6 protein-coding genes and 1 pseudogene are annotated in these 14,810 nt (G+C 64.4%); 6 read left to right on the forward strand and 1 reads right to left on the reverse strand.

Annotated features, from left to right (window positions below; translation table 11 throughout):
- Positions 1-45: 45 nt before the first annotated feature.
- Positions 46-807 (reverse strand): annotated as a pseudogene (locus tag ACIQWX_RS45105) (ROK family protein); the annotation flags it as partial.
- 414 nt (positions 808-1,221) lie between these two features.
- On the opposite strand from ACIQWX_RS45105, the gene ACIQWX_RS45110 reads away from it, so the two are divergent.
- The 6 genes from ACIQWX_RS45110 to ACIQWX_RS45135 all read left to right on the forward strand — a co-directional run bounded on the left by ACIQWX_RS45110 (position 1,222) and on the right by ACIQWX_RS45135 (position 14,579).
- Positions 1,222-2,217: a beta-propeller fold lactonase family protein gene (locus ACIQWX_RS45110; RefSeq protein ID WP_400884980.1), complete on the forward strand. Its 996-nt coding sequence runs from the start codon at positions 1,222-1,224 to the stop codon at positions 2,215-2,217.
- Positions 2,218-3,608: 1,391 nt separating this feature from the next.
- Complete coding sequence (locus tag ACIQWX_RS45115; RefSeq protein ID WP_400884984.1) at positions 3,609-8,492, forward strand: caspase family protein; 4,884 nt, start codon at positions 3,609-3,611, stop codon at positions 8,490-8,492.
- Positions 8,485-8,817 (forward strand): hypothetical protein, encoded by a 333-nt coding sequence (locus ACIQWX_RS45120; RefSeq protein WP_400884987.1) that lies wholly within the window; start codon positions 8,485-8,487, stop codon positions 8,815-8,817. The genes ACIQWX_RS45115 and ACIQWX_RS45120 overlap by 8 nt, the downstream gene beginning before the upstream one ends.
- Positions 8,814-9,407, forward strand: coding sequence for a hypothetical protein (locus ACIQWX_RS45125; protein ID WP_400884989.1), 594 nt, complete (start codon positions 8,814-8,816; stop codon positions 9,405-9,407). Before ACIQWX_RS45120 ends, ACIQWX_RS45125 begins: the two co-directional genes overlap by 4 nt.
- A gap of 611 nt (positions 9,408-10,018) precedes the next feature.
- A complete protein-coding gene (locus ACIQWX_RS45130; RefSeq protein ID WP_400884992.1) occupies positions 10,019-11,281 on the forward strand; it encodes a tyrosine-type recombinase/integrase in 1,263 nt (420 codons plus the stop codon).
- A gap of 724 nt (positions 11,282-12,005) precedes the next feature.
- Positions 12,006-14,579, forward strand: a complete 2,574-nt coding sequence (locus ACIQWX_RS45135; protein ID WP_400884995.1) for an NB-ARC domain-containing protein — start codon at positions 12,006-12,008, stop codon at positions 14,577-14,579.
- The last annotated feature ends 231 nt before the right edge of the window (positions 14,580-14,810 follow it).

The raw sequence follows: 14,810 nt of genomic DNA on the forward strand, positions 1-14,810 counted from the left end.
GTCGAGCGCGTCGCGAGCGCCGGCATCGCCCGCGGCAGCGTCGTCGGCCACCGCCCGCACGGCGTCGCGACCGAAGACCTCCGGCGGCCGGTGTGCGGCGTCCAGCAGGGCCCGTTCACCGGCTTCCGCCTCCAGGCACCCGCTGGAGCCGCAGCCACAAGGTCGCCCGCCGTGCGGGTTGACGACCATGTGGCCCAGCTCGCAGCCGTACCCCGCGTCGCCGTCGAGCACCGTGCCGCCGACGATGATCCCGCCACCCACGCCGACGTCGCCGTGCAGGTAGACCAGGTTCTGCACCCCCACGCCGGCCCCGCGAAGGTGCTCCGCGAGCGCTCCGAGATGCGCCTCGTTTCCCACCGGCACCCGCAGCCCCAGCCCCAGCCCCAGCCGGCGGGCCAGTTCGGCGCCGAACGCCTGGTCGACCCAGCCGAGGTCGGAACCGAACCGGACGGTCCCGTCGCCGGGACGGATCATTCCGCAGTACGAGGCCCCCAGCCCCACGCAAGCCGACGTCGGCGGCGCCGCCTCGGTCAGCTGACGGCCGAGCTCCGCGAGCGTCGTGACCACGTGGTCGAGATCGACTCCGGACCGGCGCCGGGCGGCGACTTCGCGGTCCAGGACGACACCGCCGAGGCCGATCCGGGCGGCGACCAGCCGGTCCACCGCGACGTCGAACGCCAATACGTGGAAACGCCGGGTCTCCGGCCGCACAACGGGCGACGGGCGGCCCTGGTGGCGATGGTCCGTCTGCGACACTTCCCGGACCAGGCCCGCCGCGCTCAGTTCCGCCGTCAACGCCCTGGTCACTCGATCGAGCGAGCGCCCGCGTCAGGATTGTCGCAGCGGCGTCGGCAGGCCCGGCCGTCCACCGGCCGGGGCTCACGGCCGTCCGGCGGCAGCGCATCACGCAATGCGGGAAATCGCCGGAAATTCGCCTGAAATCGCGGTGCACACCGTTTCCTCGGCCTCGGTGACACACGGACGGGTTGAAAAGGTTTATGCGGGCCATCAAAGCTTTCCGCCGCCGTGTTCACTCGTCAAGGCGATCATGATCTTGTTCCGGTGGCAGCTTCGCCCGGCCGTCGGATAGCGTGATCCCGGCCGGGAACGGCGCGCCACAAGCGCTTCGCCGACCGGCTTCCCCGAAGGCGTCCGATCAAGAGATCCGAAAAGCCTTCATTCTCGAACAAGGCACGGTTGCCTGCTGAACCGGAGAGAACAATGTCATTCGGCCATGACGCGGCGACAGTTCCGCGCCGGCGGCGGCCCCGCACCGGGCGTGCCGGCGGAGTGCTGGCGGCGCTGCTGCTCGTCTTCGCTTCCGGCTGCCCGGACGCGCACGCCTACCCCGCGCGGGTGCAGGTGTTCGTGGCGAACAGCGGTTCCGACAACGTCACCGTGTACGACACCCGGATGCAGGAGGTGGTCGCCACCGTCCGGGTGGGCCGGTCGCCGGTGGGCGTGGGCGCGGCGCCCGGCGGGGACCGCGTGTACGTCACCAACGAGCTCTCCGACACCGTCTCGGTGATCGACGCCCGCACGTATTCCACCCTGGCCACGGTTCCGGTGGGCCTGCACCCGTTCGGCGTCGCGGTCGCCGGCTCGCACGCCTACGTGACGAACTTCGGGGCCGACACCGTATCCGTGATCGACACCGCGAAGAACACCGTGGTGCGGCAGATCCCGGTCGGCCGGTTCCCGCACAGCCCGGCCGCCAGCCCGGACGGGCGTCGGGTGTACGTGACCAACAACGGCTCGGCCTCGGTGTCGGTCATCGACGCCGGGTCGAACCAGGTCGTGGCCACGCTGCCCGTGGGCCGCTTTCCGGCCGGAATCGCGACCAGCCCGGCGGGCGACCGCGTCTACGTCGCGGCAACCGGCGCGAACAGCGTCAACGCCATCAGCGCCTCCGGTCCGTCGTTGATGACGACGCAGCCGGTCGGGGAGGTGCCGATGGGGGTCGGGGTGACCCCGCGCGGGCAGGTCTACGTCGCCAACGCAGGCTCCGACACGGTGTCCCTGCTGGGCCGCAACCCCCCGGTGACGATCCAGGTCCAGGACGAACCCGAAGGCGTAGCGGCGGCCCCCGACAGCAGCTACGTCTTCGTCACGAACTCGGCTTCGGGATCGATGTCGGTGATCGACATCGCAACGAACACGGTAGTGGCAACCGTGCCGGTCGGCAGTGAACCGGAGGGCCTCGCAGTGACGTCGTGACCCCGGCGCCGGCCTCGGGCCCTGCGCACGGTCGAGCGTCCACTCGCCGCCTTGCCGGCTCAGCCCTGCCGGCTGGGCCGGAGGTGAGGTCAAGGCGCTCAACTCGGCTGCCGACGGTCCGACTCAAGATCCGGTACAAACGAAAAACCGCCCTACCTGGATCTTTTGGATCCGGTGGGCGGTGTTTCGTCATTGTGGAGCTAAGGGGACTCGAACCCCCGACCCCCTCACTGCCAGTGAGGGTCGATCATGACCCTGACCTGCGGCGATAGAGAATCGCCTAGTCAAATGATGCGGTTGAATGCGGTTGTTGGCAACTGTGTGTCGTTTAGTGCAGTTGTACCAGGGGGTTTGCCCCAGCTGTGCCCCAGTGAAATCACTGAGAGGAATGGTCGCGGCCGTATCGAACATCCGGCGCAGCCAGCAGGCGACTTGGGCTTGGATTCAACCCGGCAGGACCACGCCGGGCCGCTGCCGTGTAGCCCGGCCGCTGGCTGACGGGACGCACGCCTTGCGGCAGAAGAGTACGTTGCAGGTGCCCCATGCTCCCCACCGCTTCGAACTGACAAAGTTGCACCATGTAGAATAGCAACGACGGACTTCGGGCCGGCGACGTCACCTTCCGGTTGGCCGATGCGGGCCTGCGCCCAGTGATTGAGAAGTTGGGCCAGCTGGAACGGCACGACTTGTCGCAGTTGACGGAGACCTACCGGGCCTGAAGGGCTGTCCGACTTTCCGTGACTGGCGCGGTTCTTCACCGACGCAGACCACGATGCCTATTTGATCTACTCAGACGGACGGCTCGCATGCTCTGCCTGACCCGCCGCTTCGAAAGCGCGGCAAGTTCACCCACGCGTTCTTCATAGTTCGCGCTGTGTGGAGTCAGGGCGCCGGCCTGGCAGCCGCCACCGATTTGATGCAGTCACGCCGAGGAAGCTGGGCCGTCGCCTTGCTTGAAGAGAACGTGCCGGCCGCACGTTTCTGGAGGCAGGCGGCAATCGAGTCGTCGGCGAGAAGTGGGCTCAGAAACTCCGTCGCTATCCGGACGGTGCCCACACCTTCACCCCTCATCCACGTCGATGTCGATCACGACGGACGCAGTCTGCGCTGACCGCATCCGCCGACGCCGGCCGCACTATCAGTCATGAGAGTTGTCTGTCATGGCTTGTGATCGTGTGCGTAACAGCATGGTGGCTTGAAGCGACTAGCCATCACGCTGGGGTCGAAGCATGAGTGGACGCTGCGGCGTGGTCTGAGTATGTGGCTTGTCGGGTGTTGCATCTCGCGGTGGAGATGCGACCGTTATGGAGACATGGTGGCGTCGGTGTGTGATGAGTTGCTCGTGGCGGCTTCAGATGTTCGTATAGACGACTTAAGCTAGGGAGACGGCCTTGACGGATCGGCTCGCACTGCTGATCGGGGTCCCTTCCTGTGATCACGATCTTTTCGAAGCCCTGCATGATGTCGTGGCTGCCGACATCAGCCGCATGGCGGACGCATTGGTCCAGTCAAACTACGAGGTCCAGTACTGCGGAGTCGGCGACAAAATGGGCCGGGAGCCCACCGGAAACCGGATCCGTTCGGCCACGATGAGAGCCTTCAGGGACATCTCTCCCGGCGGCACCCTGCTGCTGTACTTTTCCGGACATGGTGTCACGATCGATCGCAAGGGTTACCTGGTTCCTCAGGATGCCTACGCCGGTTCCGAAGGGCCCGATCCGGAAAGCCTGGTCTCGCTGATCCCCAGCCGCCTCGGCGAGTGTCGGGCAGGTCTCGTCATCTTCGCCGTGGATGCCTGCCGCGATGATCAATCCAGTTCACTGGCCCGATTGCCCGGCGGCGGCGAGCTAACGTATCCATCGGACGGCGCATTCGTCCTGTTCAACAGCTGCAAGCCCGGGGAACGCAGTCAACACGGCGATGACGGCAGCTATTTCACCCAGGCGCTCGCGGAGGTGCTGGATCGGCGCAACTCCGCCCGCACCCTCACCGAGGTACACGCCGAGGTAATGCGGCGGATGACGCGCAAAGCGGCCAGGACCGAGGGGCTGGAACAGACACCAGAACTGGTGATCGCACACCGTTCCGATGGCGCAACGAAGCCCGGAGATTTCGTGATCTGTGCGGGCGATCAGGTAGGCGAGGCCTGGCGGCGGGCGATCGAGAACACCCCAATGTGGAAACGCTGCGTTCAGGAAGACGCCTCACCACGGCAAGCACGGGAGGTGGTTCTTCGTGTCGTTGACCAATGCGCCAAACAATGGCTGGAGGCGCAGGAGTTCCTCACCACCCGCGCCCAGATCGTCGATCCCTGGACGGCGCAGGACTATCCGGTCCGGGTACTGGCCGCCGTAGACGAATGCCTCCCGCGAGAAGCCCAGTTGACCTCGGTCGAGCTGACGACGCTGATCTCGGCGCCGTTCCTCCGCGAGGCTGCGCTGAGTGCCGGCATTCGGCTCGCCGCGACCATCGCGCCCACCGATTTCACCCGTACCTTCCGTGACGGTGCCAGAAGCGACCTCGAGACCACCCACGCCATCTACGAGCACGTGTGCCGCCGCGCGGAAGGACTGGCCCGCCGCAACCGGACGGAGCCCAGAGACGCGCTGGGTATGTGGCTGGTGCACCAATGGCTTGCGGTCCGGCCGTCGCTGTGGACCGAGCCGAGTGTCGATCAGCTGTGCGGGCAGCTGGCCCGGGCGGCAGCCGGGTGGGGCACCGCGTCACTGACCGAGAACGAGCTCTGCTCGACGATCCACACCCTCGTCGAGTGCGTGGACGCCTCAGCGGACGACCACCGCCTCGTGGACCTGGTACGGCAACGGCTGTTCGACCAACGCATGCGCGCCCTGGCCGCCGCATTGTGGCTGGGTGGTGTGATGGCCGCCGATCCCCGCCGTGTGTCGACCGTCGTGGTGGACCATCTGGGTATCGGCGCCGAGGTCCAGCTGTCCGCGCTGCACGCAGCGACCGTCAACGCTCACTGGGAGCACAACGGCACAGATCTCGAACTGCACGCGGTCTGTGATCACCCCGCCTTGCATGCGGCGTTCACCGACCTCGCGCACCGCGCCGATGTAGTGCTCAAGACCGTCCCGGCTTTCGATCCTGCCGGAGAGTTGATCGATCGGCTACCCGCCGGAGCGAATTGCGTGGGTCTCCGGCCGGAGACCCAGGACGGGCTGCCGGTGTTCGACACTCCGCTGCTCCGATTTCGGCTCTCTGATGACAAGGTGCGCGAGCTGCTGATGGGGCGTCAGCTCTACGGCGAGCCCGACCTGGCGATCCGCGAGCTGTACCAGAACGCGCTGGACGCGTGCCGTTACCGCGATGTCCGCAGGCGTTACCTCACTAGACTCGACCGCTCTGTTGTGGACTGGTCGGGGCGGATTTCGTTCTGGCAGGGCACCGATGCCGAAGGACGGGAGTTCATCGAGTGCACCGACAACGGCGTCGGGATGAGTAAGGACACGATGATGAGCACGTTCGCCAACGCGGGCGAACGGTTCGTGTACCGGTCGGGATTCCGCTCGGAACAGATGCGCTGGCAGGAACTCGATCCGCCGCTGCGGCTCATCCCCAACAGCCAGTTCGGCGTGGGGGTATTTAGCTACTTCATGATCGCCGAGGAAATCCACATCACGACCCGTCCGGTCAACGAAGACGACGTGGTCGGTTCTCAGGCGTTCAGCGTGCGCATCGCCAGCAGCGGCAGCCTGTTCCAGATCACCCAATCGAACGAAATGCCGGCTGGCGGGACTCGGATCCGGTTGTACTTGACCGGCGAAGACTCGCTGTCTGTCCTGCGTACCCTGCGACGCTTGCTCTGGATCGCCGAGTACACGGTCGACGTGGCTGAGGCCAACGGATCACGTGAGACTTGGCAACCCGAGTTGCTGCGGTTCCCCGATGCAATCGTGGAACCGCTCAAACATGGCGACGACCTCTGGTGGGTCCCCGGAGAGGGCGGCTTCGCCGCCGACGGTGTCCGTACGAACGAGGAAAGCCACGGCCTCATCGTCAACCTCCGCGGGCCGCACCGACCTCAGTTTACCGTCGACCGAAATCGGCTACGGCAGTGGGACAAGGACTGGATCAGGCACCAGATCCTCGAGTCGCTGCCTGCTCTGCAGCAGTGGGCCGGGCTGACCCTGCCCTGGCTGTGGGACGTGTCGGAAAGAACTCCGGCGATCGCCGAGGACGTATTCACCTTCTTGGTCGCCCAGAACCACGACGTGTCCGTGCAGGGAGTCTGGGGGCGTACCAGCGCACCCTTGGGTCAGGTCGGTTGCTTACCGATCGACCGTGAACTGTTCACCGGCGAGATGATCCCCTGGCGCGGCGGTACGAGGGACTGGTGGATATCGGCCTGGCGTGTCGGCGCGTGGAGGGGTGGCCCTGCCTTCGCCGGTTCGGAGCACGTGGCCGAACCGGCGACAATCGCAGGCTTTCCCGTCGTTAGCCCCATGGATGCCAACGTGCTGGGAACCATTTACTCGTCCGGCCGCTACTACCGGCGTACGGGCCAGTTCGGACGTCCATCGCTCGCCGAAATCCTCGAGGCGGCGGCGGACAAGGACGAGTCACCCGCGGAACGGATCAAGCGTCTCCGCCGCTACGCGATCACGGGGATCGATCTTTCCGCCGCGCGCGACATCCCCTCGATCGATTACCGTTTCATGGACAAGGACGAGGTTCTACCGGAATCCACCGAGGAGCGGGCTCTGCTCGATGCGGTTGCCGCTCTTGTGCCGACCAACGAGGATGGGCTGGCCGTGGGCTGCAGCCTGGCGAGGGCGTCGGCCGAGCTTCGGGTCCCGCTCGGCGAAGTGGTCAGGCGGGTAGTCGCCTTCATCCCTTCCGATCGTACCTACCCCCTGTTCGACCGCCTCGGCGAGTTGGGCGATCATGTCTTCACCGGTGGAGAAGTGGAGCTGTTCACCCAGGACTTCTTCTTCAGCTCTCCCTGGGTGTGCTCTACCATTTCCCCTGCTCACGTACTGCGGGCGAGTTCGAAGCTCGGCCAATCGGTAGGCTACGTGCTCAAGTTCTTGGACCGCTTCACCGCGCTCGGATACGAGGTCGCTGACAGGCAGTCGTACCCCGAGGATCCGACCCCTCCTGAACAAGAGGCGCTGCGGTTTGCGGAAACGCAGGGTTTCGAGCTCTCTTGGCTGCACCTCGTTCAGATCGCTGGCAAACTCGGCGAGACTGTCCAGAGTGTCTTCTCCAACCTGCGCGGTCTCGCCGATACCGGAATGATTCGCCTGCCCGATAGCGGTTCGCCTCCCGAGTCGCTGAACGAAGACGAGCGGTCCCTCATAAACGGCGAACTGTATCAATTCGACTGGTACGCGCATCGTCGTGTCATCGCTTCGGGGTGGCTTGCTGTTATGGTGCTGATCCGTGGGGTTGGGGCCAGTGAGTTTCACGACTATGAGGAACGGTTACGTCGTCGCCGACGTCTGCTCGATATCGTCGACCTGGGTCGGCCGGTCACGGTACCGGAGATCCTCCAGTTGGCTTGGTATCTCGACTACGACATCGCGAGGTCCATCGAGTATTTCAGAACCATCTACCCCGACACGGCCGATCTGACGGCCCTGCCGCCGGCCGCGTTCGACGCAGCCGACTTGGCGCCCAGATCTGAGGAATGCGTCGCGTTGTTAGGTTCTCGCTACAATCTTCTTCTCGATCAGAAGGGAAACTTCGAGGTGAAGTGGTCGTTGCGCCCCGGTGACATAGTTCGGGCTGCGACAATCGCAAGACAACCGATCTCAGCCCTGCTCGAACGTTTGGAACCCTATTGTGCCCTCGGTGCCCCCCTTCCCGTGATCGATGCGGTCGCCCGGAAGTCGCTGCCTGGAAGGCCTGCGGACCGGTACGACCTCGCGATGCTGTCCTCGGTGGACGAGCTGGGAAGACGCTCCTATGTCGACACTGTGACGCCGCTGTGGCTTGTGCAGACCGCGGGGCGGCTGGGCTGGCCGCTGGCCGAAGCGCACGCTCGCTTCGCCGCGTTCGAGCCGATCGGGGTGTCGTGGACCTACGACCCAGCTGCGTGTTTCGCGGACATCGTTACCTGGCAGGATCTTCTGATCCTCACGCAGCATCTGGACGGCCAGGAACCTGCGATCTCCGGGACGATCACCGATGAGCATATCGCCGCAAGTGCCCGCGAAATCGACGAGACCGAAGCGATGATCCGGGACCGCCTGCATCGCTATGCACCGCTGTTCGGATACAAACTCCACACGGAGGATTTCGTTGACTGAGGATACTCCGATTGAACACCACCGGGCGATCTCCTATCAGGTCAAGGACTACGAGCTGCAACCCGAATTCAGCACTCAACGTTTAGTTGGCGGGCACGGGATCAACGTTACCGGAATCTGCCCCGGCTGCGGCGGGAGAACAACAACGAACTGGTACTACGGCACCGGAAACGGCTACAAGGCGTTCCGGCGAAAGAAGGAACCGGTCACTGAACCTGCCGACGGTCGGACGGTCTGCTGCGACTGCGGCCACGGCCACGCGGACCGTCCAGCCGACGAGCCATTCCAGGGCTGCGGTGCTCACTGGCGGGTGAAAATTTCGTGAGCACAGAGCGGTTGCTGTGGGCGCGGCGCGCACAGGAACTTCGGTTCCATCAGTTGGAGGCGGTGCGCAAGCAAGCGGAATCCTGGAGGGCCGGCCTGACCGGCCTGACTGGACTATTCAGCGCCGTCCTGGTGATCAAGGGGCGCGACAATCTGAACAGCCTCTCCTCTCCCTTCGCCCAGTTGGTGGCGGCTCTGTTCGCCCTGGCTCTCCTCATGTTCGTCGTCGCTACATTGTCGGCAGTCCGCGCGGCATCGGGTGCACCTGGCGACACGTGTCTGCTCGCCGGCGAGGACCTGGAAACCTGGACCCGCAAGGAGGCGACCAAAGCCGGGCGGAAGATTGTAGTCGCCCGCCGGACCTCCCTGTTCGGAGTGTTTCTGGTCGCCGCAGCGACCGGGCTGGCCTGGTTCGCGCCAGCGCAGAGCGGCACGGAGCCCGCCGTCACCGTCGAGTCGACGAACGCGCAATACTGCGGGGGCCTGACCGGAGTTTCGGGAGGCTCGGTCATCATCCACTCGCGTGAGACGTACCAGGTCATCCCATCGGAATCCATCATTAAGATTCGCCCCAGTAAGTCCTGCCCTTGACGCTCACGGGGCGTGCGCGGTGTGAGCGAGTGCTGTTCGTGGATGCTGCGATCGAACCGACGGCCAGGCACAGGGCATCTACCTCCTCACCCAAGATGCTGGACCAGCTGGCTCATTGTCGCGACGGTGGTCGACGCTTATAGCAGCAACCAAGTTCGACATCACTTGAATGCGCGGCCCTTACTAAACGTCAGGAGAATTCGTTTTCACTAGCGCGCTCATCGGCCACGAGAGTGCTCTTATCGGTGGTCTGCGGCTGCGAGTTCCTTCGCCGACCATCGAGCGGCCGGTTACGCCCGTCTTTGGGAACTAAGACACCTTTCGGTACGTGAACTGGACATCGCGGGCGATGGTCGGCCAAATGCTTTCTTACAGCTGCGGGGCGACGTTGGAGGCATCTGCGCCGGGGAACTCTACCGTCGGGGCCAACGCATCGTTGGTCTCATCCAGGTGTGAAGGTCGTTGTGGCGTGGGTGGAGCAGTGCGGCAACAGGACGTAGCGCGTGAGATACCGACGGCAAGGTTCCGGCGTTCGGTCAGTGCCTTAATTTGGTCCGCGGCGTGATGCTGTGGCTTATGCGTCCGGGTTGGAGGTGGATCGACGTCGGCGGGTGGGGATCGATCCGGCGGATAGTGTGATCACGGTGGCCCAGTGGGTGGCGCGGTGGTTCCGGTCGCTGGAGCCGTGGACGATCGAGAGCTATCAGAGCCGGCTGCGGTGTCACATCCTCCCGAAGTTCGGGGACACGTCGTTGGGTGCGATTACGGCGCTGGGGGTGACCGAGTGGGCTCGGGAGCTGGAGCGAGCGGGGTACGCTCCGTCGACGGTGAGTTCGCAGCTGAACCTGCTGTCAATGCTGCTGACCGACGCCGCCGACGAGCAGCTGATTCCGTTCAATCCGGTGGGCCGGCGGAGGCGTCGTGTCAGGCGGTCACGACGGGCAGTGCCGGAGCGGATCTGGGCGACGCCGGAGCAGGCGGTACGAATCGCTAAGCAGGCCGGTCTGCTCGGCGGCCCGATTACACGGCTGCTGGTCATCACCGCGGCCTGGACCGGCTGCCGTTGGGGCGAACTCGCCGGACTCCGTCGCGACAATGTCAACCTCCGACGTGGCGTGATCGTAATCGATCCGCTGGTGGGTGTGCTGCACGAGTCGGGGTCGATGCGGTGGCTGGGGCCGCCGAAGACCCGGACTTCGGCGCGGACGATCGCGTTGCCGCCGTTCCTGGTCGCGCTGCTACGCGAGCATCTCGCGCGGCACCGGTACGAGTTCGTGTTCACCACGCCGAGCGGGACGCGGCTGTGGCGCTCGACGTTCCTGCGACGCGTCTTCCGCCCGGCAGCCGACGGCAGCGAGGTGTCCGGGACCAGGGCGGGCTGCGCGGCGGTCCGGCCCGGGTTGACCTTCCACGGGCTGCGGCACAGCCACAAGACCTGGCTGATCGCGGGCGGCGCTCCAGAGATCGCGCAGGCCCGCCGGCTCGGGCACCACCTGGACAACCGGGTCATCGAGACCTACTGCCACGTGGCCCCGGAGGTCGAGCAGCGGCTGCTCGACGATCTCGAGCGCCGCTGGCACACGGCGGCGCCACTACCGCCGACGCCGTCACCGAGTGTGGTCGACAGTGGGCGGGTGGCGCCGGTTTGTCCCCTCTTCGTCACGGAGGGGGTTACCCGCCGACCGAGCCGACGAGCAGCGAGAACACCGGGCGGGTGCCGTGTCGGGCCAGGGGCAGTGCTCCAGTTTCGCCCCACCAGGAGCACAAGATCACGCTGTAAGCCGATCACCGATGATCGAACCCGGAACGCAGAAACCCCTCCACCCAGCCCGAAAGGCCGAAACGAAGGGGGTTCTTCGAAAGAGTGGAGCTAAGGGGACTCGAACCCCTGACCCCCTCACTGCCAGTGAGGTGTGCATGGCCGTCTGACCTGCGGTGTTCCTGATTCCGCAGGTCGGCTGGGGCAATCTGGGGCAGTTGGATGCACTTCAGCGCGGTTGTGTGCGCTTCTGGAAGGGGCTTTGCCCCAGCTGTGCCCCAGTGAAATTGGTGAGAGGATCGTCCGCATTCGGCTCGAACAGCTGTGCGGTCATCACTGACCCCAGGCTTGGAGCCAACCCCGCAGCATCAAAGTCGAGCGCCGCTGTGCAGTCGGGGCCCACAGTGACGAGCTACGGCAATCGCGTGGCCGGTCCCCGCGTTGAACTGCAGAGCGTGGCGTGCCGAGACGCACGCTCTGCGGCAGAAGCGGACGTTCGGACATGACGATTGGTGGGGTCGCCCCTGCTCGGACGACCCCACCGAGGGTGATTACAGGTCGAGGTGGTGCAGGATCCAGGTGAGGAAGGTTCGCGTAACGCCGGAGACGACGCCTCCGAGAACGGCGTAAGTGACGCGATGGTGCTTCGAATCCTTGGTGCCAGGCATGACTGCTCCCGGTTCGTGGTGAATGTTGTCGATGACTACTGTGTGCCACAGGGCCGTTGGCGCGTATCGTTCTCGGTCGTTCTCGGTCGTTCTCGGTTGCATCGGCGTTATGCCTGGTGGGAGCTTCGCTCGATAACCGGAGGTCGGTGGTTTCTGGTGGGAGGAGGGGCTGTGGGGGAGCTGCAAGGGGCTTTCGCTCGTGACTTGAACCTGCTGCGGCTGCATGCCGGACTGTCGATCAAGGCGCTGGCTAAACGTTCGGGGATGTCGAGCTCGTCCCTGGGTGACTTGTTGCGGGGTAAGTGGGTCAAGGTGCCACCGCTTGAGCGGGTGTCCGCAGTTGTGCGGGAGTGCCTGGGAGCGATGCAGTCGACTAGATCCGGGATGCCGACCGAGGAGGTGCAGCGGCTCATTGATCTGGATTGGTGGCGAGAGCAGCACGCGGACCTGGTTCGTAGGCTTGAACGCTCAGCGAGGCCAGCGAGCTCTCGAGAAGGTCCGCCGATTCGTGCACTTCCCGAACGTGCGCCTTCGCCACTGAATCGGCCGCATCGACAGGTCTTGCCCGTTGCTGATCGCCTCTCGAAGGCAGCGGCAGCACCTGAACGGCGTCCCGGCGAAGTAACAGAGCCGTTCGAGTTCGAGGGACGTCAGAGCGTCTCCGCAGCCTGTCTGGAGGCCAGCGCGGGACGGCGTAGGTTCGGTGTGGTGCCGCTGCGTGCTGACGCATTTCAGGGTCGGGCCGTGACGGATGTTTTAGTCCAGACCGCGCCGGTAGAAGGTTCAACGGCGCGCACTGGCAACAATGTCTGGTCGGTAAGTGTGCTGACCGGGCTGGGCGGAGTGGGCAAAACCCAACTGGCTGCCGACTATTCCCACACTCAATGGGCGAAAGGACGAGTAGATCTACTGATGTGGATCGACGCTCGCACGCGCGATGCCATCACTGCTGCTTACGCTGAGGTCGCGGCAGACCTCCTCGGCCAGAATCCCGCCAATCCGGAGCGGACGTGGCGGCGGTTGTTGGAGTGGCTCGCTGAAACCAGCATAACCTGGTTGGTTGTGCTGGACGATCTCCAAGCTCCGGCCGACCTATCTGGGCTGTGGCCACCCCTCACGGCCAATGGTCAAGTAGTGGTAACGACTCGCTGCCGTGATGCTGCGTTGCAAGGTCATCGGCGCCGCATCATCGAGGTCGGCCTCTTCACGCCAGTCGAGGCGGTGGCTTACCTTGCTGAGAAACTCTCCGATCGCGCGAGCATTGATGCTGCGGACAGAGACCTCATCGGGCTTGCAGATGACCTGGGGTATCTGCCGCTTGCGTTGGCGCAATCGGCCGCCTACTTAGGTGACAAACCACTCCTCTCATGCGCGGACTACCGCGTCAAGTTGGCTGACCAGCGCACAAAGTTGCGGGAGGTGCTGCCGAAGGACCGGGAGTTGCCTGATGAGCACGAGCGAACGGTAGCTGCGACGTGGTCGTTGTCCATCGACGCCGCCAATCAGCTCCATCCCGCAGGTCTCGCCGGCGCGGTGCTGGAGCTCGCGTCGGTGCTCGATCCCGCAGGCATTCCCGCAGCGGTCTTCGCCACTCGTGCCGCTGAGAACTTTTTGACCGCTCGACTTGATCGTGACATCGACACTGATGAAATCCGGGACGGACTGGAGTATTTGCGGCGATTTAGCCTGGTGACTCTCGATCCTGGACAACCCCACCGCGTAGTCCGCACGCACGCCCTAGTTCAGCGCGCGGTCCGTGACACTATTTCTTGTGAGACCAGCAGGGACCTTGCGTGGGCTGCGGCAGATGCAATAAAAGCCGCGTGGCCCTCCATTGAGACCGATGAAGATACAATTCAGAGTCTTCGGTCGAACGTTATCGCACTCCAAGACGCAGTGGAAGAACACCTATGGCAACCTCGCGGACATCCCGTGCTTTTTCTCCTGGTGAGAAGTCTCGGTGGAGACGAGCTTTTCGAATCGGCAGTCGCTGCCTCGGAACGACTGCTCCGGCAAGCAAGCACGCGCCTTGGCCCCAATCACCCTGACACCTTTTCTGCTCGTCAAGACGTTGCTATCTGGCGTGGTGCGGGCGGCGATCCGGCAAGCGCGAAAACTGCACTCGAGGAACTGCTTGTCGACGCGCTGAGGGTTCTCGGCGCCGACCATACTCTCACGCTCGAGACCCGTGGCTACCTAGCTCATTGGTGCGGTGAGGCTGGAGACCCGGACGATGCGGTCCATAGACTTGAACAACTAATTCCGGACTTGCAGCGCGTGCTGGGCACTAATCACCACTGGCCGCTCCTTGTTCAACATAGTCTTGCCACCTGGAATAAGCGGGCAAAAGGCTTATCGGGTAGGAAAATTTTGGAGGAACTGTCGTCAGAATTTGTTCGAGTTAAGGGGTCAGAGGATTTCGATACGCTCGCCGTTCGATACAGCCTTGCTGTCTCGCTCGGAGAGGAGGGAGATATAACCGGTGCGATGGCCGCTGTTGAACAAATGCTTCCTGATCTGAAGCGCATCCTGGGTCCAGGGCATCGTCTTACTCTCGTCGCCCGCAGCAGGCTTGAAATGTGGCGCGGTGAAGCCGGAGATCCAGCTGCGGCAGTTGCTGCCCTTGGGCAACTAGTTCCTGACCTCATTCGAGTCCTGGGCGCCAGCCATCCCTATGTCCTCAACGTCCGCAACTGTGTCGCCACTTGGGGCAGCGTCATATTTGGCGATGAAAAGACCACCTAGGGGAATCGCACTCGCATGTATTGTGGTTCGCCTCCGGCATCAGGCTGCGGATCGCTTTCGTAGTGGACGTCGGAGTTCCTGTGTTGATCGGTCGGCATCGCCTGGGGCGAATAAGGGCTGCTGGTAGCTTGCTGTTCGGATTCTCTGCACGGCTAGCTTGTCGCTCGCTGCCGCTTGGCGCCGCTCGTCGGCTACTTAGACTGGGCGGCAGGACCGGGGTCCGGCCAGACT

The sequence above is a fragment of the Amycolatopsis sp. NPDC098790 genome, from assembly GCF_044759945.1.
Classification (GTDB): domain Bacteria; phylum Actinomycetota; class Actinomycetes; order Mycobacteriales; family Pseudonocardiaceae; genus Amycolatopsis.